Below are 25,892 nucleotides of genomic sequence, written 5' to 3'. Positions count from 1 at the left end.
TCGGAAACGGCTTCTTTTACATGAGTTACTTACAAGTGATCTGCAAATGAAATGACTGGAGAATGATGGCTACCCATATTATAACTTTCCAGTTGTAGTGTGTATATATTTTTTGACATGAAGCATACATGTTATCCGCACAGAAGAGATGAATGTTGAATTTTCATTTCTGATATTTCCTTTTAAATAATATTTTAAGGAATTAATGTTAATTTGAACTGTCCATTCAGTGATTTAGGTGAGGGTTGAGTTATTAAAAATGACATTTGAGTTATCTGATAGAACTGTTATTTTTAAATCTGTTACACGGTCAGTTGAAGTGATTATTCATATAGAACATGAATTGTCCACACCATTATGAAACTTCTGAATAATGCTATATGAAGGCAATCCGCATGAAAAAGAACCAAAGGAGGGTGATGAAATGGCCATTCTATCAACTGGGCCCATTGAGAATAATATTTCAGGGATAACAGGGATCCGACCGACTCAATCCGTTACGGTCAAAATCGATAACCGGAACGCAACAGATGTGTTCACCGTACTTCTTTTGGGCTATTATCTTAATGGGGTTAGGACGTTATATGTAGAAGAACTGCTCAATGTATCACCTAATCAGGTCATAACCAAAGTTTATAATGGGAATTTTGATGCTTTTGAGTTTGTATTTTCAACCTCAGACACGGCTGCTCCAGAAGCACAAATATCCGTATGGGGTAAAGATGGCGAAGGCGAATTAGTCGCGGCTCACCGATTGGTATCCCAGGAGTTGTTGGGAGAAACGCTGAGCACAACGGGTGTAACTGGAGCCACAGGAGCCACGGGCGTCACAGGGTTTACGGGAGTAACGGGAGGCACCGGAGCTACTGGAGTGACAGGAGCCACAGGCGTTACGGGAGTAACGGGAAGCACCGGAGCTACTGGAGTGACAGGAGCGACGGGCATTACGGGAGCAACGGGAAGTACCGGGGCCACTGGAGTGACAGGAGCCACAGGCGTTACGGGAGTAACGGGAGGCACCGGAGCTACTGGAGTGACAGGAGCCACAGGCGTTACGGGAGTAACGGGAAGCACCGGAGCTACTGGAGTGACAGGAGCGACGGGCATTACGGGAGCAACGGGAAGTACCGGGGCCACTGGAGTAACAGGAGCCACGGGCGTTACGGGAGCAACGGGAAGTACCGGGGCCACTGGAGTAACAGGAGCCACGGGTATTACGGGAGTAACGGGAAGCACCGGGGCCACTGGAGTGACAGGAGCCACGGGCGTTACGGGAGCAACGGGAAGCACCGGGGCCACCGGAACAACAGGTGTCACTGGAGCAACCGGTACAGCAGGGCAAGGGTTGTCCTCGTACGCCTATATTTTTAATACTTCAGCTCAAACTGTAGCTATTGAAGCGGATGTAATCTTCGACAGCAACGCAAATCTTACCGGTATTACTCACACACTCAATACCGCTGCGATTATTATTGGTAATGCTGGGGACTATGCGGTATTTTTCAACGTTGCAGGTGTGCAGGCAAACCAATTCACCCTTTATCAAAACGGAGCCCCTGTAGGTGGCAGTGTCTATGGTTCAGGAGCTGGGACTCAACCGAATCCAGGCATGGTCATTATTACGGCTGCTCCCGGTGATGTGCTGACATTGCGGAATCATTCCAGTGCATCCGCTGTTGATCTGCAAACACTAGCAGGTGGAACACAGACCAATGCTAATGCTTCTATTCTTATTCAACAGTTAAGCAGTTAAACTTTTCGAGCTTGTAATTTTGATTAATAAATGAGTGTGTCCAGATAAATAGACATTTAAAATTGGGGATGCTAATTTTTTAGACATTAAGAGAAGAACCGGAGAAAAGGAATGTTGGATGCTCTGGTAAGGTGTTCGTACTGAAAAAACCATGTGCCCAGAAAAAAAGAGGCAACATGGTTTTCTTTTGTCTTTTTTCATATATATTGATCCAGCTGGAGAATAACTATCGGAACATATTCTTAACGACCATCCAGAGATTAGCCGGTTTTTCGGCCAAACGGCGGGTATAGTACGGATACCACATGGTGCCATAAGGAACGTAACAGCGAATGCGATAACCTTCTTTGGCGAGACGTTCCTGTTCGCTCATGCGCAGACCATATAACATCTGAAATTCAAAGGCATCCGTCGAGATCCCCCGATCCTTGGCGTATTGTTTCGTCCAGTTAATGATGTGATCATCATGCGAGGCAACCGCAGTGTACACACCCTGATCGAGGTGATTACGAATCATCGTTTTGAATTGATGAATGACTTCAGAAGTATTCTGATAGGCGACTGATCCGGGTTCTTTGTAAGCACCTTTAACCAGCCGAAGCCGAATGCCTTCCCGAATCATATCACGTGTATCTTCTTCGGTGCGATGCAGGTAGGCTTGCAATACTGTGCCTGTATTGTTCAGTCCTTCCGAGTGCAATCTTCGAACAATATCCAGCGTTGCTTGAGTAAATGGACTATCCTCCATATCAATTCGGACAAATAGATCATGCAATTTGGCTTGTGTGGCAACGGTACGGATATTTCGATAACCCTCTTCCGGGTCAAGTGCGAGGCCCATTTGTGTCGGTTTCAGCGAGACGTTGGAGTCTGCCCCTTCACGTGCAATGCCTTCTACCAGTCGTACATACTCATCCCTGTACAATGCCGCTTCGCTCAGTCGGGTGATGCCTTCGCCAAGATGATCGAGCGTAGCCATAATGCCTTTATTATTGAGTATGTGGATCTCTTCGAGAGCTTCTTCCAAGGTGTTTCCTGCAATAAATTTGCCTGCCAGCTTCTTACCATATCTAATGGACAGGTTTTCTACAGCTTTGTTGCCTGCCACGGTTAATAAGGTTTTGCGATATATTTCCGTTCCCACACTCATTTTTGTTTCCTCCTTCAGCATTGTGCATCCTTAATTCAAGCAAGAAACGTGCCAGATTTGGCGATGGTCTACTATTTTTCATGAAAATTATCGCGCTCGCCTTTATCCCCGGATTTTCCCTCTATAAAAAGGAATCAAAAAAATCTGGGGATAACAGTGATCGAAAGGTTATTCTGTCATCGGAGTGGCCCGTGTGATTTTCAGTAGTTGAATTTAACGAGAAAAATATTTCAGTTCCAACCGGAGTTGGCACGGATTTTGCTACATATATTTGGTGATGAGTAACATGCAAAATAATTCAGGCGAGCAGCCAGCGAATCCCACATCCTGAAGGAGGAATCATTGATGAATATCCCTTTTGTTAACGAACCATTCACACCCTTTGCGGTCCAGGCGAACCAGGAAGCATTTGAAGACGCACTTCGTCAGGTAGAAGCTGAACTTGGGCAGGAATACCCGATTATTATTGGTGGGCAAAAAATAACAAGCAGCCGCACGTTAACTTCCGTGAACCCCGCAGCCAAGAATCAAGTTGTCGGAACGATCCATCAGGCAGATCAGGAATTGGCCGAAAAGGCCATTCAGACAGCGGCGGAGACATTCCACACATGGAAACATACGGACCCGAATGAACGGGCTCGTTATCTATACAAAGCAGCTGCCATTATGCGCCGTCGCAAGCATGAGTTCTCCGCATGGATGGTCTATGAAGCCGGCAAGACTTGGCCTGAAGCCGATGCGGATACAGCGGAAGCCATTGATTTTATGGAATTTTATGCACGGGATATGCAGCGACTGAGTGAATCACAGCCCCTTGTGCGAATTGCAGGGGAAGATAATGAACTGAGTTATATACCGCTGGGCGTAGGTGTTGTCATTCCACCTTGGAACTTCCCACTGGCGATTATGGCAGGCATGACCTCTGCTGCACTGGTCTCCGGCAACACGGTGGTATTAAAGCCCGCCAGCACAACTCCGGTGATTGCCGCGAAGTTTATGGAGCTGCTTGCAGAAGTTGGCCTGCCGGATGGCGTCGTGAACTTTTTACCAGGACCAGGCAGTGAAGTGGGTGATTATCTCGTGGATCATGCGCTTACCCGGTTTATCAGCTTCACCGGTTCCAGAGATGTAGGACTGCGAATTAATGAACGTGCGGCACGAACAGCTCCAGGTCAAAAGTGGATCAAACGGGTTATTGCAGAAATGGGCGGCAAGGATTCTATCGTTGTAGACAGTGACAGTGATCTGGAACTCGCGGCAGAGTCCATTACCGCTTCGGCATTTGGTTTCTCAGGACAGAAATGTTCGGCGTGTTCCCGTGCCATTATTCATAAGGATGTATATGATGAAGTATTGCAAAAAGTGATTGAACGGACACAGAAACTGACGATGGGTAGTCCGCTTGAAGTTGGCAGTCAGGTTGGACCGGTTATCGATGACAAGGCATATGCAAAGATCACGGAATATATTGAAATTGGCAAGGGGGAGGGGCGTCTTGTGCACGGCGGCGGTACAGGGAACGTTGAAGGTTATTTCATTGAACCAACCATAATTGCGGATGTGGACCCAAAAGCCCGGATTGCTCAAGATGAGATTTTTGGACCTGTGCTTGCATTCATCAAAGCAGACTCCTTTCAGGATGCATTGGATATCGCCAATAATACCGACTATGGCCTGACCGGCGCGGTAATCTCACGTAATCGTGAACATCTGGAACAGGCAAGACGCGAGTACTTTGCGGGTAATCTGTATTTCAACCGGAAATGTACCGGAGCACTGGTAGGCACACATCCATTTGGCGGATTTAACATGTCAGGCACGGATTCCAAGGCAGGTGGAAGAGACTATCTGCTGCTGTTTACACAGGCAAAGCTGGTATCGGAGAAATACTAAGACAGAAACCCATGATCCGACTAAAAACTTCTTACATTCACTTGAATAGTATGCTATTATCCCTGCAAATCCTTTTGTTCGTATAAGAAACACAGATGCTTATTGCCGAAGGCATAAGGAGGGAAACGGATGTTAGGTGTTCAGTTGGTACAGGAACAACGTATTCGGCTGTCCATCACGCCGGAGATGAAACAATCCTTTCATTTGCTAACCATGTCTGGCCAGGATCTGACCCGTTACTTGCTGGAAGCGGCGGAGGAAAATCCAGTACTCGAACTGGAAGAACAAGCCGCGCCCCTCGCCCGGATTCCGCGGCGAATGGATCAGCGCAGGTATGATTCCTATGATCCGCTGCTTCAGGCCAAAGGTGCCGAACCTACTCTGGAACAATTGCTGATTACGCAAATTCGAGTGATGACAATTTCAGACGAATTGGAAAATATGGCCGTATATTTGGCAGGGTGCGTTAATGACGATGGTTATCTGACGTTTGAACTGGCAGAGGTGCAAGCAACACTTGAGCTTCCGATGAGCAAGATTGCAGCGGGACTGGAGCTTCTCCAATCGCTGGACCCTGCTGGTGTGGGGGCGCGGAATCTGCAAGAATGTCTGTTGCTCCAGATTAGACGTGATCCATCAGCCGCGCTGAATGCGGAGCGGATGGTGGAAGCCGGATTGGAAGCACTGGTTCCTTTTCACCCAGGTAGAACAGGGAGTCGATTAGGCATGACTTCGCAGGAAGCTCAGACTGCCTATGACTATATTACACGTCTCGATCCCAAGCCCTGTCGATCCATCGGATGTACAGAACGGCCACATTACATTATTCCGGATGCCATTGTTGGATTGCGTAACGGTGAGGTCCATTATAGTTTGCATGCAGCAGGTAACCCTCGTGTATCGATGAATGAAGCGTGCTTCCGCTGGATCAGGGAAGAGGCTCCGGACGCAATCTGGTCTACCCGGGTGGCAGAGGCGAGGGCTATCATTCGGAGTGTACACTTGCGGCGTAGAACTTTAGTACGTGTGCTGACGGCAGTGATGGAAGAGCAGAAGCATTTTTTGGTCAAAGGCCTATCCGCGCTAAAACCGCTTAATCTGGCTGTTATTGCAGAGAAGATTGGCATGCATGAATCAACGGTTAGTCGTGCGGTGAACGGTAAATACATTGAGACCCCGCATGGTGTATATGAAATCAGGGCTTTTTTTGACTCGGGAATCAGTACAACGTCAGGGGATAAAACATCAGCATCAGCGGTGAAACGTAGATTAAAAGAAATCATTCGCACGGAACAGGCTCAGCGTCCATACTCGGATAGTCATTTGGCCACATTGCTCGCGGAGGAGGGGATTGTCATCTCCCGCAGAACGGTTGCCAAGTACAGGGAGGAACTTCAGATTCTGCCTTCCCTTGAGCGTAAACGGTGGGCTTAATTGAGTAGGTGGCGTCTTATCATCTCTGAATACAAGAACCCCCGCAAACCGGATGAACGGTCTGCGGGGGTTCTTGTTAATCATTCGTGTATGGGTTGCTGTACCAGTTTTCCTGATTACCTACAAACGTTCCATATTACGCAGGAAGTGTTCTCCGGCAATCCCTGGTGTAGTCATCTGTTCCGGATGAAGAATCTCTTCCAGTTCTTCCGGTGTGAGCAATCCGCGTTCCAGAATAATCTCTTGCAAGGAAAGTCCAGTCTTGAGCGCTTCCTTCACGATGGAAGCTGCTACATTATAACCTAAATGCGGGTTCAACGCCGTAACCACACTGAAACTTTGGTTCATGATTAATTCGCAGCGCTCACGGTTAGCTTCCATCTCTTCAACTGCATAACGCGTGAAAACATCAATGCCGTTATTCATAATTTTCAGCGATTGCAGCAAGTTAAACGCAATAACTGGGCCCATGACATTCAGCTCGAATTGACCGGCTTCACACGCCATACAGATTGTATGGTCGTTCCCCATCACCTGGAAGGATACCTGGTTAATGACTTCCGCCATAACGGGGTTAACTTTGCCCGGCATAATGGACGAACCTGGCTGACGTGGTGGCAAGCGCAATTCATTGAATCCTGCACGCGGACCTGAAGCCATCATGCGAATATCATTACAGATTTTGGAAAGGCTAACCGCACATACCTTCAGCGCCGCTGAAAGTTCCAGATAGGCATCTGTGTTCTGCGTTGCATCCACGAGATCCTCAGCTGTTTGTAGTGGAAGTCCGGTAACATCAGACAGGTGCTCTGTAACCTTGACGATGTATTCGGGTTTGGCATTGAGTCCTGTACCTACGGCAGTTGCACCCATGTTAATGGTAAGCAAGCGGCGATTGGCGAATTCAAGACGCTCAATATCCCGTCCGATTACGCGGGCATAAGCTCCGAATTCTTGTCCAAGGCGAATAGGTACGGCATCCTGAAGATGGGTACGGCCAACCTTGACCACATCGTTGAATTCCACTTCTTTTTTACGGAACGCATCCTGTAGTCTTCTCATGGTAGCGAGTAACGTCTCCGACAGTTGGTACGCCGCAATGCGCAGCGCTGTAGGTACCACGTCATTGGTAGACTGGGACATGTTCACATGATTATTTGGATTGCAATGGAAGTAGTCTCCCTTGCTTTTCGTTAACAGTTCCAGCCCGCGGTTGGCCAAAATTTCGTTCATATTCATATTCATGGAGGTGCCTGCACCGCCCTGAATGGAGTCTACAATAAAATGATCCAAATGATGGCCTTTCATCATTTCTTCAGCCGCCATGACGATTACATCGCCAATCTTGCTCGGCAGCATCTTCAACTCCATGTTGGTAATCGCTGCTGCCTTCTTCACCGCAGCCAGAGCCGTGATCAGCTCCCGGTGTACCGGAACGCCGGTAATCGGGAAGTTTTCCACGGCCCGTACCGTCTGAATTCCGTAATAGGCATAAGCCGGGATTTCTTTTTCACCGATAAAATCTTTCTCCGTCCGTGTGGACATAGTAGACATCTCGTTCGCCTCCAGTGGCATCAATAAAAATAGTTCGGCTCCAGCGTTGCTGAAGCGCACTCAGTATATCATTTAAGCAAAATGGATGCCAATCTAAATCATTTGGCCTCTTGTGCCGATAATAAATAAAATTAGGGATATTAAATGGGATATTATTCAATTTTTAAGAAAGGGAGGAGTGGCCAAGCTTGTCTTATACATTATGCGCTTTATGGTAGAGAAGTCATGCATGAACGGCAAGTAAGGGGGGGATAGAACGTTTTCAGTGATGTATATCACATGAAATTTGGTACTTGATTGGTAAAATAGGAAAAAAGGACTACGGGGTGTGCACATGAAATGGACTTTAGGAGCAAAGACTGTCGCAGGTCTGGTACTGATTTCGATTATTACCTACGGAACTAGCGGCATTTTTATATTTTTTGTCAAAGACTGGATTACATTAGATATTCCGAATTGGGTGTACATATCGATTATCCTGATCATGGGAGTATGCTGGAACGGGATTTTGGGTTGGTTTGCCTCACGCTGGCTGACTCGTCCAATCGTTCACCTGTCCCGGGCTGCACAGCAGGTGTCAGCGGGTGATCTGACAACCGAAATTCCGCAGCGACGCACGCAGGATGAACTTACCGTATTATATGATGCTTTTCGCGCAATGGTTTCTAACCTTCGAAGCATTGTAAATGATATTGCAGACAGCACAAGAACGACTTCACAGAACGCACAGTCTCTGAGTGAAGCGATTACCCAGGCTGCCGAACAGATCGAGATGATGTCGGATGCAGTGGATCATATTGCGGTAGGCGTAGAAGAGCAGAAGGTCACTTCCCATCAATCTCTGATCACTGCGGATGAGATGCTGAACGATTTCCAGCGTATGCATAGCCAGTCCATGGACATGACAGAGATGTCCGGTCAGATGGAACGATCGGTGGATCATACCAAACAGACTTTCTCATCGTTGATGAAAGGGATGGACGAGCTGGCCGAGTCGCACAATCGTTCCCGCGACATTATGTTGTTGCTGGAGAAGGAAGCTTCCGATATCGAGGTAATTACCCATTCTGTCAAAAACATTGCTGAGGAAACAGGGTTACTTGCCCTGAATGCTTCAATTGAGGCTGCACGAGCTGGAGAAGAGGGTTCTGGTTTTGCAGTCGTGGCGCAGCAGATCCGCAAGCTGGCAGACGAAAGTAAGGAATCGGTACACCGTATTAATGAGCTGATTAGTCGTGTGCAAGAGCGGATCAGGGAGACAGCCCAACTGTCTCATGAGCAGCATGGTCTCGTGGTTAATGAATCGGAGCGGACCGTCTCTGTGGATCAGACATTGCATGAACTGACAGGCACAGTGGAAGTATTTATGAAGGGTGCGCATGATATCGGCTCCAAGATTGCAGAACAGACCGGTCGCGTGGAGCAAACGCACGGTCATGTGAAGAAAATCCAGGGGAAAGCCGGATCGTTCTCAGATGAGGCGAGACGAATTATGGATGCCGCACACGAAGAGACAGCCATCATGGAGGAGATTTCATCCTCGGCTGAAGAACTGAGACAATTAACCGATCGGTTATTGGACAAAACCAAAGCATTCCGGATGCAGCCTTAAGCTGTGTTCGGAATTTTTTTTGTTTTTGGAGAACAGTTTTGGCATGAGAATTTGCTTATTCTGGTTAAAACCGAACGTTCTTTCGTGAAAACGAAAATTTGTAAAGATTATTTTATGAAAGATTAACAAATTCGCAACTTGCAGGCGATAAATGAAGATATAATAGGATTATCACAACAGATAAAGGAGCCCAGTATATTGAAAACTTGGACAGGTATCCTGCTGATGATTATTTTGGCGGTAGCTACGATTAGTACAACTTCGGCTGCCAGAACCATGAATGAATCGCAAAAACAGCTTAACATAGATGATCAATCCAGCCAGACCGCAGTGGTCGAGGCTTCCAATATAGATAAAATGCATGACACAGCGAAGACAACACAGGAATCCATTCCCGTGAAAGAGGAATACGTTTCGGTAGCTCCAGAGAATGAGAAAGTCAGATTATATCCTATGAAAGTTGAGGGTTCAGGTTATATATATAACGGAATGATTTTGGAAGTGGACGGCAAAACGCGAGAATTTAGTGAGTGGCAGGGAGAAGGTGGGTCTTACAAACCCGAAGTGCACGAGCTGGATCTGAATGGAGACGGCCAGAAAGAAATTATTGTTCTGTACACGGAAGGTCATGGAACAGGTATTTATTTGGGACAAGCACGTATCATTAATCCGGTAACGCTGGAAGAGATGAAGATGCAATCTCTGGATGAGATTGCGAAACAGCATGTGAAGTCAAAAGTTACGGTTAGATCAGACCGCGTGGATGTTGATGTCACCGTTGATGGCGTTCAAGCAGAACCTTTACGGATCGAGGAAGATACGAGTGGCGGCGTATATAACGAAGAGTTGGGATTCGGTAGAGTAACCTATTACAGTGTAGAAGATGGCCAGCTTGTCGTATCAGCAGCAGCATCTTACGGTGCGGCTTTATATGCCGGTGATCTGACATTCACTTATGAGTATCAAGATGGTGAGTGGAAGGCTGTAGATTTGAAGTACAGTATGGAAGTGTATGAAGAAGAATATTATGAAACTTTTGATTAATGGCGTCATGTTGATATCGTAATATAGCGGGAATTGAAAGTTCTCGAGTGTGGAGTTAAGTGAACATCTGACAATAATATCTTCCTTACTCCGTATACGGACAGTGGGAAACAGGGCGAGGCTGAAAAAAATTGGGACATACAGCCTCGTTTTGTGCTGCCCGGAAATAGGCACTGTGCACTAAAAATGCAGGAAACAATTGACTTTATCACTTTAGTCGTTTAAATGTATAAAGGACAAATCATTTTAACATTCAGGAGGGATTTTGATGAAGAAAAAGGTTGTACTGGGTTTGATGGTAGGCACATTAACGCTTGGAATCGGAACAGGTGCACTCGCAGCAACAGGACTGGAACAGATTAAAGCCTATCTGAACAGCAAGATTACGCTAAAAATGAATGGTGCCACGGTGACAGCCAAAGATGCCAATGGTAAAACAGTGTTGCCTATCACTTACAACGGAACGACTTATTTGCCTGTGCGTGCTGTGGGATCCTTGCTTGGGACAGAGATCACTTATGACAGTGCAACTTCATCCGTCCTGATTGGTGGCAAAAATGAAACCGGGCCAGTAACCAACGATAAAGTAACATTAAGTACACTGGGAACAACGGTGTTGGGATCTACCGCATGGCATACCAAAGATCCTGCGGAGACTACTTACAAAGGCAAGGATTATAAAGATGTATATCTGCATACAGATTCCGTGAAGCAAGGAGACGACTTCCAGATCATGACGGGCAAAAAGTATTCTTCCCTGCATCTGGAACTGGCCGCTCTTCAAGGGAATCAGGAGATACAGGTAATTAACCAGGACAATACGCTTCTCAAAAAGTTGAGTATATCACCGGGAAGCGGATTGGTTAGCCTTGACGTGGATGTATCGGGCACTGAAGCTGTGTTTGTTGAGATTGTTTCAGAAGATCCAGGTTCATCGCTATTTGTACCTCTTACAACATCGTATTTGGTTAAATAAAATAGACGTAAAAAAACGATTATCAACAATGGTGTTGCTGGATCAAGTCCATAACACACATGGTGATAATCGTTTTTAATGTTTAACGAATCACGGTATCCAGCGGTTTGAGATTGGCTTCAATCTCGGCGCGGCGACCTTCAAGGAATGGAGGCAAGGCAAGTGATTCACCCAGATGCTCCAATTCTTCGTCTGTATCAAATCCCGGACCATCGGTTGCAAGTTCGAACAGAATACCGTTTGCTTCACGGAAATACAGGGAGCGGAAGTAGAAGCGATCTACAAACCCTGAGTTAGGGAATTGGAAGTTACGAACCCGTTCCACCCATTGTTTCAGTTCTTCCTCATTATCCACACGGAACGCAACATGGTGTACGCTGCCACGTCCAGGACGCTCTTGGACAAGGTCATTCCGTTCCTCAACATGGACCTCGGAGCCGCTGCCACCTTCGCCGGATTCAAAAACGAGTACATCAGGTTGACCTGGAGTAAAGGCAGGGTAACTTCCTTTAGCTCTGAAACCGAGCAGTTCGGTAAGAACCGGAGCGGTAAGGGAAGCATCTTTTACTGTAAGATGGATAGGGCCTAGGCCTACAATGCCATATTCGGCAGGCACAGGGCTCTGATTCCATGGTTTACCACCAGTGACACCTGTATTATTTTCATCCGAGACCAGAATCAGACGTTGTCCTTCAAAGTCTGTGAACGAGAGCGTGGCACGACCACCCCGTTCAACAATCTCTCCATGTGGGACTTCGAATTCGTCAAAACGTTGCTGCCAGTAAGTAAGTGCCGCATCACTTGGAACGCGCAGTGACGTGCCAGATATGCTGTTCACCCCTTCACGAGTCTGTCCGGCCATCGGAATCTCGAAGAAGGTAAGTTCGGTACCTGGATTACCTTTCTCATCGCCATAGAAGAGATGGTAGACGGACACGTCGTCTTGGTTGACCGTTTTTTTTATGAGGCGCAAACCCATGATGTTGGTATAGAAATGATAGTTCTGATCGGCATGTGCTGTTAGAGCTGATACGTGATGAAGTCCTTTGATTTGCATAATAATTCCTCCTAGTTAGGTTATACGTTCAACAAAGGATTATTTACACTGGCACTTCGATGACAGAACAACCTTCCGATCGCTGTTATCCCCAGATTTTTTGACTCCTTTTTTGAAAGGGGAAATCCGGGGATAAAGGCGAAGCATATGCTTCCGATGCAGCTTTCTTTCAGAAAGCTTTAAGCTCTGCTTCTTCAGATTATTTCTGTCCTCTCCGTTATCGTGTAAAAGTTCAGTTGAACATTTGTTAAGTACTTTATATTTTATTTCGGTTAAGAAAGTTACTAACTTTTCGTTTGTTTTGGTTCTGGAATTATCTTAACATAAAGATATTTAAATTACAATGCTTATTTAGAATTCCAACTGGACAGCACTTTCATTCAATGGCAAAATGAAAAAGTTAACATTAAAGAGAGATAATGTTGGTGAGATCCTTGTAAAGGAGAGAAGAGATGCATGGCGTATCCACCATGGCTGGACCCGTATGATGCAGAGCCGTTTATCCTGTTCTCCCGTTCACATATCGTTTCAATTAGCGTAATTACAGCATTGATTGTACTGATGTTTTTGCTTCGACACCATCTTCGATCATGGTCAGAGAGGGCACGCCGCATACTGCGGATTGTTCTGGCCTGTATCATGTTTGCCTCCGAAATCGTGCTGCAGCTCTGGTATGTGTATGGAGGGATATGGAGCCTGCGAACGTCACTGCCACTCGAACTATGCAGTCTGTCTCTGCTATTATCGGCGTTGTTACTGTTAACACGCAGTCGACTGTTACATTCTGCACTGCTGTTTGCAGGTATTGCTGGAGCCCTTATGGCGATCCTGACGCCTAATCTGGGTTATGGTTATGCACATTTTCGATTCATTCAATTTTTCGTTGCTCATGCCTGCATCATTCTGGCTTTACTCTACATGACCTGGGTGGAACAGCTGCGACCTAGCTGGAGATCTGTAGCAGGTTCGATGATATTTGTGAATGTGGCAGCATTAATCGTATACGTTGTAGATGTCATGCTTGACGCGAATTATATGTTTTTGAGACACAAGCCGAGTACACCCTCGGTGCTTGATATGTTAGGTCCGTATCCCATGTACATCCTTGGGGAAGAGATACTTGCGCTAGTTTTGTTCTCGCTAATGTACATTTTGCTCTTTGCCATTCCAGATCGGTTGAAGCATCGTGTGAAAAAAGGTAAAAGCTCCGCGGTATAGGGATAATCCTAGTAGTTGCGCCTGGGCCGCATTATAAACTAAAACATCCCGCAGCAATCTGACCAGATCAGATCGCTTACGGGATGTTTGGGCGTTGTACCTGAATAGGGCCAACTTATCTTTATATTTTTATCCACGGAGCAGAGATTCCGCACCATCCACATAGATTCGTGTACCTGTAACATGAGAGGCTTCATCGGAAGCGAGGAACAGAACGAGGTTTGCCACTTGCTTCGACGTTCCAGGTTCGCCTTTGAGCGGATGTTCATGACCTTCAGGGAATTCAACAGGAATCTGTACTTCTTTCAGATCATCGGACGGGTAGGTGTTATCATCAATGTTGGTATCGATGGCTCCTGGGCAGACAGCGTTAACACGGATCTTATAACGAGCCAGCTCCAGTGCGGCCATTTTCGTAAACGCAGTTTGTCCTGCTTTGCTGGAAGCGTATGCAGAGAAACCGATCCCTGAGAAGACCCGGTTACCGTTGATGGAACTGGTAATAATGATGCTGCCGCCATGTTCTTTCAGATGGGGGATGGCATATTTGACGGTTGCGAAGGTTCCGCGCATATTGATCTCCATCGTCTGGTCCCAGTCCTCAATTTCCATCGTTTCAATCGGGGCCATTGTTCCGTTAATGCCTGCATTTGCAAATATGATATCCAGTTTACCCGCTTCAGCCGCAGCCTGATTGATCGCCTTCTGCACATTATCCGGTTTGGAGATATCACATTCGATCACATACGCTTCTCCGCCAGCCTTTTCAATCGTCTGTTTTGTTTCCTCCGCATTTTCGGGTGTGCGATCCAGCATGTACACTTTGGCTCCATGCTCGGCGAAACTAATAGCGGTAGCTTGACCAATACCGGATCCACCTCCGGTTACAATCGCGATTTTGCCTTCCAAACGTTGTTCTGTCATCTCTGATCCCTCCAAGAGTTAGATTATCGTTGTACGCTCTACTTCTAACATACCCGGCTCAAGATGCGTGAATCATATGTGTCTATATCAAAAAGAACAGGACCGCAATGCGGCCCTGTTCTGTGAGCAGATCATCTTCATGATCGTCTGCTGTAATATTATTTTGGCATGTGTGATAGGAGACACCCTTAGGTCATGCCTTGCTTTACTTATGTTTCTTCCAGTCCATAGCGCTGTTATTGAGCAAATATTCGAAGTCGTTATCCCGGCGCTTCTGCTCCGCTTGGCGAGCTTCTTCTGCTTGCTGACGTTCTTGCTCTTTAAGAGTCGCTTCGGCAGCCTTGGCTTCATCCGCCTGAGCTTTCAGCTTCTCCAGCACATCACTGCTCAGTAGATCTTTCAGTGTTGTGGGTTTATCCTGTGCTACTGCTGCTTTGGGAGCAGGAGTGCGTTTTTTGGATTTTGCCATAGGAAAATCTCCTTTCCAAACATGAATCAGGCTCCATTTATCGTACAGTAGTCATAGTATATCAGGTTCCCGTAAAGCATTCCATGAATCTGCGGAACAAAAGCAGGAAAACGAGGGTTGCGTGACGAATGAAAACGGGTATAAAATCATATACTATTACCGATACTGCGACTATTCCCTGGAGAAAGGAGTCGTTGTTCGTGGAAGTAAACCGTGGTTTACTGAAAGGGCTTGCATGGGGCGTTGCCTTTAGCTGCCCGTTATGGATTGCGATTATCGGCTGGTTACGTTTGATGGGATGGATGTATTGAGGATGATGCCGGAAGAGGTCATTTTTTATAAAGTCATATATGTAACCGTTATCATTAAAATCAATAAATAAAGCTCTGCCTTGCGAGATACGCACAGGACAGAGCTTTTGTTTGTTTAGAGTTCCTTTCAAGTCATAACCATGGATTATTATCCGTTTGGAAAGGAAGTTCATTAAGGCATTTTTACCGGTTCTGGATACTCCAGACCGTGGGTATCTACCGTAACTTTTTTCATAACTTGATCCGTAACCGGTTTGTCACCTTGACCTATTTCCTGAGCAGCAATACTATCAACAACTTCCATACCTTCGGTTACTTTACCGAAGGAAGCATAAGCATTATCCAAATGATCCGCGTCAGCTAACATGATGAAGAACTGAGAACCAGCCGAATCCAAATTATCTCCGCGTGCCATGGAAATGACTCCGCGGGTATGATTCAGGTGGTTTTTGTGACCGTTGGATGTAAATTCACCCTTAATGGCATACCCTGGGCCACCTCGACCATTACCGTCTGGATCTCCTCCCTGAATCATGAAACCTGGAATAACGCGGTGAAAGATTGTGCCATCATAGAAACCCTGATTCGCTAGTGAAATAAAATTATTCACAGTATTGGGTGCAATTTCCGGATATAGCTCAATGACGATCTTCTGTCCATCTGCCATTTCAATAGTAGCTACTGGATTAGGGCCCGTTGGTTCAACTGGAGCTGGTGTTTCTGTAGCGCCACTCGAAGGGCGTCCACAACCACTAAGGACGATAAGCAGCATCGCGATTACCAGCGAGACCACTGTATTTTTTTTCCACCGTAAAGACATGAAAACGTTCCTCCTTGCATCTCTGCATTATATATTTTCTCCAAATCATATTTGGATATTTACCCAACTATCATACCGTTTTTGTGGACAGGATGGCAATGTAATACATGTGTTTGTGGTGAACAAGGGATGGCCTTCGTGGAATGATGGGTGTAAAATAAGGAAAATGCTTCCGCATCGGGACGTACGGGTCTGTTCCGTCCGCTCCAATACACGGCAGTCCCGGCGTCAGTAACGGAAAGGGCGTGCGGGTATATGAACTTCTCGTGGAAGCGCAATCTGGTCATATTGTGGATTGGTGTATTTTTTTGCAGCACCGCCTATTCGATCTCGATTCCATTTCTGCCCCTGTTTCTAAGTGCTGACTTGGGGGTTCGTGATCACCTGGAGTTATGGTCAGGACTGGCATTTGGCATTACGTTTCTGGCGAGTGCACTCGTGTCTCCGTTCTGGGGATCACTGGCTGATAAATACGGACGCAAGCCGATGCTGATCCGGTCGGGATACAGCCTTGCCGTCTTGTATTTAATCAATTATTTTGTGCAGGACCCATATTCGCTGATTGTTGTTCGATTGTTTCAGGGTCTGCTTGCAGGGTTTGTTCCAGCAGCGATTGCCCTGGTAGGCACGAATACACCTGAAGAGAAGACTGGTTATGCACTTGGTATTATGTCCACTGCAGGAGCCACTGGTGGTATTATCGGACCGTTAATTGGTGGCGTGGTGAGTCATTATTATGGCAACCGGAATGCATTTTTGTTTTCGGCTATTGTTGTGTTAGTCTCAGCAATCATCGCAACCTTCTGGGTAAAAGAAGAGAACTTCAACCGGAACAAAGCTCGTTCCCACGTCATGGATGACATTCGTGAAGCGAGAGCAAATCGTTTGTTTATGACGGTGCTTGGCATGATGGGCATATGTACATTCTCTGTCATGATTCTGGAGCCACTATTGACGGTCTATGTGATGGAGATGGGCGTTCAGCCGGATCGTGCCTCGCTCAGCTCGGGTATTATTTTCTCAGCGGTGGGGGTAGCAACAGTTATTATGGCGCCGCGGTGGGGCAAGATTGGTTCAAGGATTGGATACGGTAAAGTGCTGATCATTGGACTGGTTGGTGGGGCTGTAGGGAATCTTCTGCAGTTCTTTACAACAGGTTATATCGCATTCGGCATTTTAAGATTTGTGTATGGTTTATTCTTTGCGGCTGTATTTCCGGCGATTAACGCCATGATTGTGCAGGCTACCGCATCAAGTTTCAGGGGAAGGGCCTTTAGTCTGAATCAGTCCGCTGCCCAGATCGGGACGATGGCGGGACCGATCATTGGTGGGGTTCTCGGTGGCTGGCTGCCGATACGCTGGATATTTATTATTAATGGAGCGGCATTGATCATCACTGCGATTGTAGCCAAGTGGTCAGGATTGGATCACAAGCTGCCCGTGACAAGTAAGGTTTCCGCTAAGCGATGATGCTGAATCACTAAGAGTAAGTGAACTTACAGGTAACAAAAAAGATGACGCTGTGAAATTACAGACGTCATCTTTTTTAAGTCTACTACGGATCTATATAAGTTAGTCTTCTGAAGAGGGCTTACGAGAAGCCTTCTCTTTGGGAATGGCATGCTCGACCGCATCACGTTGGTCCTCATCCTCAAGTGCTTCGGGGAAGGAGTCCTCAGTGAACAGTCCGAAATCCGGGTCAATATCCCGTTCGGTCACGAGATTATCCGGTTCATGCACCTTCTTTTGGCGATCTTCCTTCATCGTGTATGCACCTCCTCATTCAGGATGTCATAACAGCCGTTAATGGCGTGGTGGAATGTCGTTCTCCGGTTTGGCATCCGCACCAGCACCATTAAGCAGATCGGTACCATGCAGCGCATCCGGATCGGGTGCAGCAGGATCAACCGGACTGTTCGGTTGCAGAAGATCTGCATCCGGTACAGATTCAAGCGGTGTCTCAGCCAAACGTGAATCCAATTCCGGCTCGTCCACAGCAGTTGCGGCTACGGGTGCCAGATCCGAATCTTCCGTTACAATCCGTCTGCCGGAAACTTCATCAAAGGTATCCATATCGCCTTCCGGGACTTCCGTCTCTGGCGGAATATCGCGGGACCTCTGATAACGGTCATAATAGCGGTCGCTCTCTTCGTTACTAATTGGTTTGTCAGACATGAGTAACACTTCCTTTCGTTGTCGGTTGCCCAAATGCTTCTTACCCCGTAGTTACCCAAAGCGCTAGTGTTGTAATCTTGCACAGGTTATTATCTCCGGGTGTTCACTACGATATGAATGCCTTAGAATTTGGGGAATACATATTTAACCAAGAAGTATAAGAATCCGAAAAAGATAATGATATATGCGGCATATTTAATAAATGTGGAAGCGACCATACTTGAATCCGATTTATGCTGAACATCCTTATGTTCCACCTCAACCGTACGATGTGGCTCATTCATTGTAATCATCTCCTTAGCGTGTTTGTTTGCTTTGAGAAACCATTACACCCGGAACAAAGGATTGAATCGCAGCCACCGTTTTTACAGCTTTTCCTGTTTTGCCTATGTTATGATGAAGCTTGAATATGTAAGGGAGGAATTTCATGTGGACTGGTTCACACTGGGCAATATGATCACACGCATCCGTATCGGACAAAAGGCGTCCACACCCGGGTTCTCCCGTACCGTCATCCGTCGTCCGGATGGTTTGTTTTGGGTAGGCGGTATATGGTCCGGGCAAGTTGTACAGTTACGGGATTTCCTTTTCTCAGACATATGGACCATCTATGATGATGAGGAGACAGAGCAGTGGCTTGAATTTCGCAGTCAAGTTGAACAGAAAGAACGGGAAATGATAGTGAACCAGTTCGAAGACTTGCGTGATTAATCGGGTAACTTTAACAATAAAATGGAAATAAGACTATAAATCGACTTAAATGTGAAATTTCATTTTATCTCAAGAAGGTGACGTGACAAACGGTGGCGAATGATAAATGAGAGAATCTAAGATAGGGAAAATTAGAACTTTGAGGTGCTGTGAATGAAAAATGTGCCCAAAGCTATCGTCATCTTATGGATGAGTGTATTGATTATTCTAGGCATGCCACATGGGGTAGTCTTTGCAACTACAGGAGCGGTTCAGCAACCTGTATCCATTACAGGATGGGAAGTAAAATGGGGGAACGTTGACGATCAAGGGTTCATCAGTGAGGTTAAGGGAGCAGACGAGATATGGGAAAAGCAGGGCAGCGATAAGTTAGAGTATAGCAATACGGATCGCTCGAATTCTTTATGGACTCGCCTGACCATTCCTGAGTTGAGTGAGGAAAGTTCAGCCATTCGATTTGAGAACATTAAAGGCAATCATATTGTTGTTTATCTGGAAGACCGCAAGGTCTACGAGAACTACCATTACAATTATGATAATAATGCTGTGTTGCTGCCCTTATCCAGCGAAAATTCAGGTGACACGCTCTATGTATGGTCGCAAAATGAAAAAGGCCGTCTGGGGATACAAGGTACTGTTCAGGTTGGACCTTATGCCGCGTTACAGGAGAAATATATTCATAACGGACTTATTGATGTAATTTTGGGCGCGACCTTTGTGTTCACAGCGATTACGATGCTGAGTTGTACATTCTTCCTTGGCAAATTCCATAAGGGATTATGGATCTCGCTATGCATCGTGATGGGTTCCATCGGCACGATGATCATCACGTACTCGCAATTTTTGTATACGTTCTATCAGGTATATGGTGACCTGTATTCCGTAGTCTTTGATCTGGCGATGCTGCTGGGTATGCCAGCGCTATGTTATTTTTTTGAACAGATTATCGGGCCAGGACTGCATGGAATCTTCACCAAACTGCGAAAAATACTATTCATATATTCAGTTATCGCTGTGTTCTCTCTATGTATCTATGTTACTTCAGGTGGGCAATGGGAGATCCTCTACAATCTGCTCGTACAGCGTGTGGTTGGCATTGTGTTGGTCATTCTGCTGACAATCCTGTTGGTTGGTACCATCGCCAAAGCGCTGCAACGAAATCGGGAAGCTATGCTGCTTGCGACAGGATTTGGTACATTTGCCTTGATCAGTGTGGCTGAACTGTTGTGGTATTATCAGCGGAGTGGGACGTATCATCTGTTATGGTGGAAATGGTCCATGGTTGCATTTGTGATCTCGTTGATTGCCATTCTCGGAAGTCGTTTTGCCGAAAAACATACTAAAGTTCTAGAGTATTCCAAGGAACTCGAGCTGTTCAACAATGAGTTGCAGCGATCCGAAAAGATGGAGATTATTAGCGAACTGGCTGCTTCCGTTGCCCATGAAGTACGTAATCCACTTCAGGTGACAAGAGGCTTCCTGCAGCTGATGACAGAACAGGAAGACAACAAAAATAAGGGGTATGTGCGAATTGCACTGGAAGAACTTGATCGGGCTTCGGGCATCATAACGGATTTTCTTACCTTTGCCAAACCTGAGTTTGACCATATTATCTCGCTCAATATCTCGGATGAATTCAATCATATTGAAGGCATTCTTGTACCGATGGCTAATCTGGAAGGTGGTAAAATCACCACTGACATTCCGCCAGATCTATATATTCGGGGGAATTCCTCGAAGTTTAAGCAGGCTTTTATCAATATTATCAAGAATAGTATTGAAGCTCTGCAGGGACAAGGCCAGATTGATATCTGGGCGTACAAGCAGGATGGAATGATTAAGGTGCATGTCAGGGATAACGGAGAAGGAATGGACGAGGAAGCACTCTCCCGGTTGGGCGAGCCTTATTTCTCCAATAAAATCAAAGGCACAGGCCTGGGCATGATGGTGACATTCCGAATTGTTGAAGCGATGCAAGGACAGATCAGCTTTACAAGCACCAAAGGGGTAGGAACAGAAGCGGTTGTATCTTTTGCCGAGTTCGTCGATTGACGAACTCACAGAAGGATACAGCGGCTTTTTTTGTTCCTACCCCTAATTTCTTACATTACCAATAACTAACCCGGTTTAACTTCTCCAAGGTCCGCAATTCACATCATAATTTACTTTGGAAGGGTTGGGAGGTATGACAAGCACATAGTCATTTTGCTGCTCCTCAACGGTACGCACCTGAATGTGCTCCGGGATTACGATGCCGAACGCTTCACGAAGCGCCTGCTTCGGATTGGAGTGCAATTGTTGTCTGAAGTGCTCGTCAGTCCAAGCCTTTTCAATAATATCCTCATGCAACGTTTTCTCTGATACCATCATCGTCAACATTCCCTTCATATTTAAAATTAAACTGAATCAGCTTAGTCCTTATGCTTAGAATCCCAATTGTTGCTCGCTAATCCAGTGATGAAACCCGCCTTGGAGGAGCTGTTTCTTCCGTTGTGTAATGTCCTGAACAGCTTGTACTAAAGTGCTGCATAAATAAGAATTAAACGCCTCAAGATGCGATATTCCTAAGTTAGACGATGTTAATGTACGATTATAGTGATAAGCAATGTCTACGTAAGAGTTCATGAGTTGTGTATTGTATACATTGTCATGTATACGGTCCCTTAGAGGATGAACTGGATAGTTGTGATTCAGTGCTGCGGATATGTGGGAGAGGTAGCTGTTGTAGTTTCCATGCACAGCATCTTGTTGTGTGTCTGTGAAGTCATCGGTCATCTGGAGTGTCATAAGTGTGATGTTGATGGTAGAACACACCGGGATGATCCGGTCGGACTGATTCAGCAGAAGCAGTGCACCAGTAGCTCCAATGAGGAGAGGGGCAGCCTTTTGCGCAATCAACAAGGGATTCTGTTGGAAATAATCAATGGAGTGCTCACCCGTAACACTCACGGCCCAATCCACTACATATTGTCTGAAATAGACCCAGAACGTGGAGGAAGGATTGAATAATACCGCGTAAGATTGAAGTGCATCCATGTAATATAGATTACCCAGGGATAACTTCAATGTGGCATTCTCCGGTTGTTCATCCATCACGTCGTCCTGATTCAGAAAATATAACATGTGAATGAGACAGGCTGTACTTAATTGGTGTGCTTTCTCTTGGGGTAGTTTATCTGAGTGTTGCATCCAAAGTGGAATGATGTACCCGATGTAGCTGTGTCCCGAATCTCGTAACAGCGGATTAACCGAACGAAGCTGCTCTAATGCATGTCCTGATAAGGGTTCGGGATATTCCCGTACGAGTTGTTCCGCTGAAGCAAACACGACCTCCAGATCGGATCTAAACGGATCTAACCAATCTTTCCGCATTGTTACATCTCGTCCTTCCTGCGACTAAGGTAATCCAGGACTGTTCGACTAGATCATGAAGTTACATTCAGTATAGCGGAAATAAACTGAAAAAAATAGGATTTTTTGTGATCAATTGTGAGAAAAATGATGACTTTTTGTATTTTATGGCATAAAAAAGTGGATTTTAGGCTCAAACTAGGAAGGCACAGGATTTCGACATCGGAAAGGCGGCAGAAAAATGAATTTGAAATGGAAAACATGGATGGCAGCCGGATTGGCAGCCGTAGTTATAACAGCAGCAACAGGACATGTAGCATTCGCTAATTCAACCGTTCGGGCTGAGGAACATGACGATGCGTCAAAAGCTTCTTCCTCCGGCAAACCAGCGAAGCCATGCATGCAGGCAGGACACGGTCTGTTCATGATTGGTGAGACGGCAGACTTGCTTGGGATTGGACTTCGGGATCTGAAAGAACAGATGGAACTTGGCAAAACTTTGTCCCAGATTGCGAAAGAGCGTAAGGGACTTAGTGAGGAGCAGTTATTGCAGAAGTTGAAGCCTACACTGGCACAGCGTTTGGATCAAGCTGTGGAAGAAGGTTGTCTCACCAAGGAACAAGCTGCAGCCACGAAGGCAGACATGGATACCAAGTTGAAAAAGGTCATTAATACACCGCTGCGTGATTTGCGGCGTGAATTTGCCCACCATGGCAAACGTTCCATGGTAGATAAGGGCGAAATTGCCCGGTTTATTGGAGTCACCCCTGCTCAACTTCACGAGCAGCTTCAGGGAGGGAAATCTCTGGCTGAGATTGCTCAAGCAAAAGGCATTAGCGAAACGCAGCTGGTGGACAAGCTGAAGGAACAATTAACGGGTGATCTGAAGAGATTTGTGAATCAGAAGGGCAACGTGCATCCAGCCCCGGGTCCCCAGGAACCTGTTCCTGGACGATCAACTTCGAGCGAAGTGAAATAAAGAAGAGCGTCTTCGTGAGGGGACGCTCTTCTTTATTTTAAAATGGCTCACTCGTTCCCGGACTGCGAGTTGGGCCGGGTGACGGAGTTCGCTCAGATGAATTTCTTTTATCCACAGCAGCTGATGAATTGGAGTTTGAACGTGGTTTGCGTATTAACCCTACCGTGAAACGTGAGCCAGGTAGCTTGGATAATGTCCAACTGATTGCAAGAGCAATACCAACTGTTACAAGGAACGATAGCAACGTTACAGGCAGATGCCATCCACTGAGTTGAAGCGGTCTGGTTACATAAGCGATTGCGTAGATCACCAGTGCATGAACCAGATATCCACCAAATGAATAGCGGCCAATCCAGGATAACAGGCGCTGAAACCGTGTATCTTTGCCTCGCATCAGTACAAGGAAACCATACATCATAAACATCTGAGCCATAATGATCAGGAATGTGGTTGGTTTCAGATAGGTGGAGATATTCAGATTAACAACATCCCCGGACCCACGCAGCACATCGTAACCAAGCCATATATACATCCCTATAAACAGACAGATCGTCCATGGCAGGATCTTCGTGGTCCAACTCCTCCAGCTATCCACTGACCAGGCACATACGGCACCCAGTAAAAAGTAAAACCAGTACATCACCCATGAATAGGAGCGATATTGCAGCAACGTTGACCAAGGCTCAGACATGGATTCTGTCCAGCCCCCCATATTATAGTAGGACCATTTCATAAGCAGGGCATATAGTGCTGCTGCAAAGAGAATTAGCCCCATCATAACTTGCATGGGCGTGAAACGTGAGGGGTTCTGGATACGTCTCTGAATGGCTTTTGCTCCTGTCCAGAAGAGGGGGAACAGAATATAGAACTGAAACACCATAATGACAAACCAGAGATGATATCCCGTCTGTGGTACAAATAGTTCGCGAACAAGACTGCGAAAATCAGGTATGCCTGCACGCCAGAACGCGGGGGTGAAGATACGGACAGCAAGCCAGTAGATCAGCGTCCATACGACAAATGGCATATAAATATCACCAAATCGTTTCCGAATGAAGCGAGGATATTCCGGTTTGGTGTTCCGGTGATGGTAAAACAACATTACACCCGATAGAAAAACAAACGTTGGCGTACCAAATCGGGTCAGATGATAAATCATGGTCAGCATAATGGAATCCGGTTGTTCAATATCAGCGCGATAGATATACTCAGCGATACTATGCTGCATGACAATTGCCATAAAGGCAATGCCCCGCAGTTCGGTCCATTCCGTTATTCGCGGTTTTTTCACATTGTAAACCTCCCTCCGGGAACCGGAGTTCATCATATAAGGGTACCCGTTAAACATTAAGGCTGCATTAAATGGAGAAAATAGGTACTAAAAAAGACGGCTTTGGCCGTCTTTTATTTTGATATATCTCATGCTTGTTTTAGTTCTGTTCCTCTGATGATGGGGTCTCTGAGGACGCGGTATCTTCTTCAAACAGTTTCTGAATGTAAGACTGAAGTTTGGTTACATCAACACCCAGCACCTGAGCTGAGCCAACCAGTTCATTGGTGAGCAGCTTGTTCGGTGGAATCTGCTGCTGATCAATATCGTTCACATGGATATCGAAGCCAAGTGATGCGAGTTTTAACATCTGGGTTGGACTGAGGTCTGTCTCAATATAGGGAGCGATCGCCTCCAGGATATCCGGGATTTTGAAGAGCGACGTGGTACTCTGCATTTTCTTGGCCAGCTCGGTCATGAAGATCCGCTGCCGTTCGGTACGGGTAAAATCCGAGGTGGCATCATGCCGGAACCGAACATATTGCAGGGCGGTCTTGCCGTCCATATGCTGCAATCCTTTTTTCAAGTCAATGTCGTACATATGTTTATCCGCTTTACTGGTGTAATACATGTCTTTCTCCACATCGATCTCAATACCGCCTACCGCATCAACAAGTGCCATGAAACCTGTAAAGTCTGTGTAGACATAATGCTGGATGGGAATACCGAGCAGATCACTTACAGTTTGTTTGGTCAACTCCGCACCCCCGTAGGAAAAGGCTGCATTAAGTCTGCTTTTGCCATGCCCTGGAATGGCTACATAGGTATCTCGCAGTACAGAGAATAGATGGGCTTTCTTGGTGACCGGATCAATGGAAGCGACCATGACCGAATCTGAGCGTCCTGCATCATTTCCTCTTGAGTCTCCACCAAGGAGCAGAATGTTCACCCGTTCCTGGCCCTCCCATCTGGGAATCGTTGTAGATGGGGTGTCTGAATCGCTGTCTGTGCCGGAAGAGGACGAGTTGGATGAAGTCCCGGAAGCCGTGGAGATGCTATTGGCAAAATGAACAATCGAATATCCGTAATATACAACGACACCTGTAATCGCAAGTGCCAGGGTCAGGGCTGTACCCCATAACCATTTTTTAAGCATAATCTTCACCTTTCTATGATTGAACTGATATGTAA

At 46.2% G+C, this 25,892-nt stretch carries 24 protein-coding genes; 11 read left to right on the top strand and 13 right to left on the bottom strand.

Annotation, left to right across the window (positions count from 1 at the left end; genetic code table 11):
- The first annotated feature begins 424 nt into the window (after positions 1–424).
- Positions 425–1,753 (top strand): hypothetical protein, encoded by a 1,329-nt coding sequence (locus AC6CIF_RS11135; RefSeq protein WP_498199644.1) that lies wholly within the window; start codon positions 425–427, stop codon positions 1,751–1,753.
- A gap of 226 nt (positions 1,754–1,979) precedes the next feature.
- On the opposite strand, the gene AC6CIF_RS11130 is transcribed toward AC6CIF_RS11135, so the two are convergent.
- Positions 1,980–2,903, bottom strand: a complete 924-nt coding sequence (locus AC6CIF_RS11130) for a proline dehydrogenase family protein (protein ID WP_498199643.1) — start codon at positions 2,901–2,903, stop codon at positions 1,980–1,982.
- Positions 2,904–3,248: 345 nt separating this feature from the next.
- On the opposite strand from AC6CIF_RS11130, the gene pruA reads away from it, so the two are divergent.
- Together pruA and rpoN are read left to right on the top strand one after the other, a co-directional pair.
- Positions 3,249–4,796: an L-glutamate gamma-semialdehyde dehydrogenase gene (gene pruA, locus AC6CIF_RS11125; protein WP_498199642.1), complete on the top strand. Its 1,548-nt coding sequence runs from the start codon at positions 3,249–3,251 to the stop codon at positions 4,794–4,796.
- Between the two features lie 129 nt (positions 4,797–4,925).
- A complete protein-coding gene (gene rpoN / locus AC6CIF_RS11120) occupies positions 4,926–6,230 on the top strand; it encodes an RNA polymerase factor sigma-54 (RefSeq protein WP_498199641.1) in 1,305 nt (434 codons plus the stop codon).
- Between the two features lie 120 nt (positions 6,231–6,350).
- On the opposite strand, the gene AC6CIF_RS11115 is transcribed toward rpoN, so the two are convergent.
- Positions 6,351–7,784: an aspartate ammonia-lyase gene (locus AC6CIF_RS11115; RefSeq protein WP_237176684.1), complete on the bottom strand. Its 1,434-nt coding sequence runs from the start codon at positions 7,782–7,784 to the stop codon at positions 6,351–6,353.
- A gap of 334 nt (positions 7,785–8,118) precedes the next feature.
- Here AC6CIF_RS11115 and AC6CIF_RS11110 point away from each other — a divergent pair, with 334 nt between their 5' ends.
- The 3 genes from AC6CIF_RS11110 to AC6CIF_RS11100 all read left to right on the top strand — a co-directional run bounded on the left by AC6CIF_RS11110 (position 8,119) and on the right by AC6CIF_RS11100 (position 11,416).
- Positions 8,119–9,396: a methyl-accepting chemotaxis protein gene (locus AC6CIF_RS11110; protein WP_498199640.1), complete on the top strand. Its 1,278-nt coding sequence runs from the start codon at positions 8,119–8,121 to the stop codon at positions 9,394–9,396.
- Between the two features lie 198 nt (positions 9,397–9,594).
- Complete coding sequence (locus AC6CIF_RS11105) at positions 9,595–10,440, top strand: hypothetical protein (RefSeq protein ID WP_498199638.1); 846 nt, start codon at positions 9,595–9,597, stop codon at positions 10,438–10,440.
- Between the two features lie 268 nt (positions 10,441–10,708).
- A complete protein-coding gene (locus AC6CIF_RS11100) occupies positions 10,709–11,416 on the top strand; it encodes a stalk domain-containing protein (RefSeq protein ID WP_498199636.1) in 708 nt (235 codons plus the stop codon).
- Positions 11,417–11,498: 82 nt separating this feature from the next.
- Here the strand turns inward: AC6CIF_RS11100 and AC6CIF_RS11095 are convergent, their stop codons facing one another.
- The gene (locus AC6CIF_RS11095) at positions 11,499–12,473 is read right to left on the bottom strand and encodes a ring-cleaving dioxygenase (protein ID WP_498199635.1); all 975 of its coding nucleotides are present in this window, start codon (positions 12,471–12,473) and stop codon (positions 11,499–11,501) included.
- Positions 12,474–12,929: 456 nt separating this feature from the next.
- Here AC6CIF_RS11095 and AC6CIF_RS11090 point away from each other — a divergent pair, with 456 nt between their 5' ends.
- Positions 12,930–13,691, top strand: coding sequence for a YwaF family protein (locus tag AC6CIF_RS11090; RefSeq protein ID WP_353882132.1), 762 nt, complete (start codon positions 12,930–12,932; stop codon positions 13,689–13,691).
- A 129-nt stretch (positions 13,692–13,820) separates the two neighbouring features.
- Here the strand turns inward: AC6CIF_RS11090 and AC6CIF_RS11085 are convergent, their stop codons facing one another.
- The 3 genes from AC6CIF_RS11085 to AC6CIF_RS11075 form a co-directional block, all read right to left on the bottom strand.
- On the bottom strand, positions 13,821–14,615 hold the full coding sequence (locus AC6CIF_RS11085) for an SDR family oxidoreductase (RefSeq protein ID WP_498199634.1): 795 nt from the start codon (positions 14,613–14,615) through the stop codon (positions 13,821–13,823).
- A gap of 205 nt (positions 14,616–14,820) precedes the next feature.
- Complete coding sequence (locus tag AC6CIF_RS11080; protein ID WP_498199632.1) at positions 14,821–15,084, bottom strand: YqkE family protein; 264 nt, start codon at positions 15,082–15,084, stop codon at positions 14,821–14,823.
- 483 nt (positions 15,085–15,567) lie between these two features.
- On the bottom strand, positions 15,568–16,215 hold the full coding sequence (locus tag AC6CIF_RS11075; protein WP_498199630.1) for a peptidylprolyl isomerase: 648 nt from the start codon (positions 16,213–16,215) through the stop codon (positions 15,568–15,570).
- 255 nt (positions 16,216–16,470) lie between these two features.
- Here AC6CIF_RS11075 and AC6CIF_RS11070 point away from each other — a divergent pair, with 255 nt between their 5' ends.
- Positions 16,471–17,685: an MFS transporter gene (locus AC6CIF_RS11070; RefSeq protein WP_498199629.1), complete on the top strand. Its 1,215-nt coding sequence runs from the start codon at positions 16,471–16,473 to the stop codon at positions 17,683–17,685.
- A 102-nt stretch (positions 17,686–17,787) separates the two neighbouring features.
- Here AC6CIF_RS11070 and AC6CIF_RS11065 read toward each other — a convergent pair whose 3' ends face one another.
- The 3 genes from AC6CIF_RS11065 to AC6CIF_RS11055 form a co-directional block, all read right to left on the bottom strand.
- Positions 17,788–17,979, bottom strand: a complete 192-nt coding sequence (locus AC6CIF_RS11065) for a hypothetical protein (protein ID WP_133386647.1) — start codon at positions 17,977–17,979, stop codon at positions 17,788–17,790.
- Between the two features lie 39 nt (positions 17,980–18,018).
- The gene (locus AC6CIF_RS11060) at positions 18,019–18,390 is read right to left on the bottom strand and encodes a hypothetical protein (protein ID WP_036611534.1); all 372 of its coding nucleotides are present in this window, start codon (positions 18,388–18,390) and stop codon (positions 18,019–18,021) included.
- A 122-nt stretch (positions 18,391–18,512) separates the two neighbouring features.
- Positions 18,513–18,674, bottom strand: coding sequence for a hypothetical protein (locus tag AC6CIF_RS11055; RefSeq protein ID WP_017690239.1), 162 nt, complete (start codon positions 18,672–18,674; stop codon positions 18,513–18,515).
- Between the two features lie 145 nt (positions 18,675–18,819).
- On the opposite strand from AC6CIF_RS11055, the gene AC6CIF_RS11050 reads away from it, so the two are divergent.
- On the top strand, positions 18,820–19,101 hold the full coding sequence (locus tag AC6CIF_RS11050) for a hypothetical protein (protein WP_017690238.1): 282 nt from the start codon (positions 18,820–18,822) through the stop codon (positions 19,099–19,101).
- A gap of 153 nt (positions 19,102–19,254) precedes the next feature.
- On the top strand, positions 19,255–21,153 hold the full coding sequence (locus AC6CIF_RS11045; RefSeq protein ID WP_498199626.1) for an ATP-binding protein: 1,899 nt from the start codon (positions 19,255–19,257) through the stop codon (positions 21,151–21,153).
- Positions 21,154–21,228: 75 nt separating this feature from the next.
- On the opposite strand, the gene AC6CIF_RS11040 is transcribed toward AC6CIF_RS11045, so the two are convergent.
- Both AC6CIF_RS11040 and AC6CIF_RS11035 read right to left on the bottom strand, forming a co-directional pair.
- Positions 21,229–21,471, bottom strand: coding sequence for an NHLP leader peptide family RiPP precursor (locus tag AC6CIF_RS11040; RefSeq protein ID WP_091015589.1), 243 nt, complete (start codon positions 21,469–21,471; stop codon positions 21,229–21,231).
- 54 nt (positions 21,472–21,525) lie between these two features.
- Entirely contained in the window at positions 21,526–22,473 is a 948-nt protein-coding gene (locus tag AC6CIF_RS11035; RefSeq protein ID WP_498199625.1) for a hypothetical protein, read from the bottom strand.
- 220 nt (positions 22,474–22,693) lie between these two features.
- Here AC6CIF_RS11035 and AC6CIF_RS11030 point away from each other — a divergent pair, with 220 nt between their 5' ends.
- Positions 22,694–23,431 (top strand): hypothetical protein, encoded by a 738-nt coding sequence (locus AC6CIF_RS11030; protein WP_498199623.1) that lies wholly within the window; start codon positions 22,694–22,696, stop codon positions 23,429–23,431.
- 37 nt (positions 23,432–23,468) lie between these two features.
- On the opposite strand, the gene AC6CIF_RS11025 is transcribed toward AC6CIF_RS11030, so the two are convergent.
- The gene (locus tag AC6CIF_RS11025) at positions 23,469–24,722 is read right to left on the bottom strand and encodes an acyltransferase (RefSeq protein WP_498199621.1); all 1,254 of its coding nucleotides are present in this window, start codon (positions 24,720–24,722) and stop codon (positions 23,469–23,471) included.
- A gap of 139 nt (positions 24,723–24,861) precedes the next feature.
- Positions 24,862–25,857 (bottom strand): LCP family protein, encoded by a 996-nt coding sequence (locus AC6CIF_RS11020; protein ID WP_498199620.1) that lies wholly within the window; start codon positions 25,855–25,857, stop codon positions 24,862–24,864.
- Between the last annotated feature and the right edge of the window lie 35 nt (positions 25,858–25,892).

Source organism: Paenibacillus sp. GQ49, assembly GCF_059759055.1.
Note: the sequence above shows the minus strand (reverse complement) of the source record. Positions and strands in the feature narration are given on the sequence as shown.

Bases quoted from the DNA above. Each gene is read 5' to 3' on its own strand.
- AC6CIF_RS11135 (WP_498199644.1), top strand. From the start codon at position 425: ATGGCCATTCTATCAACTGGGCCCATTGAGAATAATATTTCAGGGATA.
- AC6CIF_RS11130 (WP_498199643.1), bottom strand. From the start codon at position 2,903: ATGAGTGTGGGAACGGAAATATATCGCAAAACCTTATTAACCGTGGCA.
- pruA (WP_498199642.1), top strand. From the start codon at position 3,249: ATGAATATCCCTTTTGTTAACGAACCATTCACACCCTTTGCGGTCCAG.
- rpoN (WP_498199641.1), top strand. From the start codon at position 4,926: ATGTTAGGTGTTCAGTTGGTACAGGAACAACGTATTCGGCTGTCCATC.
- AC6CIF_RS11115 (WP_237176684.1), bottom strand. From the start codon at position 7,784: ATGTCTACTATGTCCACACGGACGGAGAAAGATTTTATCGGTGAAAAA.
- AC6CIF_RS11110 (WP_498199640.1), top strand. From the start codon at position 8,119: ATGAAATGGACTTTAGGAGCAAAGACTGTCGCAGGTCTGGTACTGATT.
- AC6CIF_RS11100 (WP_498199636.1), top strand. From the start codon at position 10,709: ATGAAGAAAAAGGTTGTACTGGGTTTGATGGTAGGCACATTAACGCTT.
- AC6CIF_RS11095 (WP_498199635.1), bottom strand. From the start codon at position 12,473: ATGCAAATCAAAGGACTTCATCACGTATCAGCTCTAACAGCACATGCC.
- AC6CIF_RS11090 (WP_353882132.1), top strand. From the start codon at position 12,930: ATGGCGTATCCACCATGGCTGGACCCGTATGATGCAGAGCCGTTTATC.
- AC6CIF_RS11085 (WP_498199634.1), bottom strand. From the start codon at position 14,615: ATGACAGAACAACGTTTGGAAGGCAAAATCGCGATTGTAACCGGAGGT.
- AC6CIF_RS11080 (WP_498199632.1), bottom strand. From the start codon at position 15,084: ATGGCAAAATCCAAAAAACGCACTCCTGCTCCCAAAGCAGCAGTAGCA.
- AC6CIF_RS11075 (WP_498199630.1), bottom strand. From the start codon at position 16,215: ATGTCTTTACGGTGGAAAAAAAATACAGTGGTCTCGCTGGTAATCGCG.
- AC6CIF_RS11070 (WP_498199629.1), top strand. From the start codon at position 16,471: ATGAACTTCTCGTGGAAGCGCAATCTGGTCATATTGTGGATTGGTGTA.
- AC6CIF_RS11065 (WP_133386647.1), bottom strand. From the start codon at position 17,979: ATGAAGGAAGATCGCCAAAAGAAGGTGCATGAACCGGATAATCTCGTG.
- AC6CIF_RS11060 (WP_036611534.1), bottom strand. From the start codon at position 18,390: ATGTCTGACAAACCAATTAGTAACGAAGAGAGCGACCGCTATTATGAC.
- AC6CIF_RS11055 (WP_017690239.1), bottom strand. From the start codon at position 18,674: ATGAATGAGCCACATCGTACGGTTGAGGTGGAACATAAGGATGTTCAG.
- AC6CIF_RS11045 (WP_498199626.1), top strand. From the start codon at position 19,255: ATGAAAAATGTGCCCAAAGCTATCGTCATCTTATGGATGAGTGTATTG.
- AC6CIF_RS11040 (WP_091015589.1), bottom strand. From the start codon at position 21,471: ATGATGGTATCAGAGAAAACGTTGCATGAGGATATTATTGAAAAGGCT.
- AC6CIF_RS11035 (WP_498199625.1), bottom strand. From the start codon at position 22,473: ATGCGGAAAGATTGGTTAGATCCGTTTAGATCCGATCTGGAGGTCGTG.
- AC6CIF_RS11030 (WP_498199623.1), top strand. From the start codon at position 22,694: ATGAATTTGAAATGGAAAACATGGATGGCAGCCGGATTGGCAGCCGTA.
- AC6CIF_RS11020 (WP_498199620.1), bottom strand. From the start codon at position 25,857: ATGCTTAAAAAATGGTTATGGGGTACAGCCCTGACCCTGGCACTTGCG.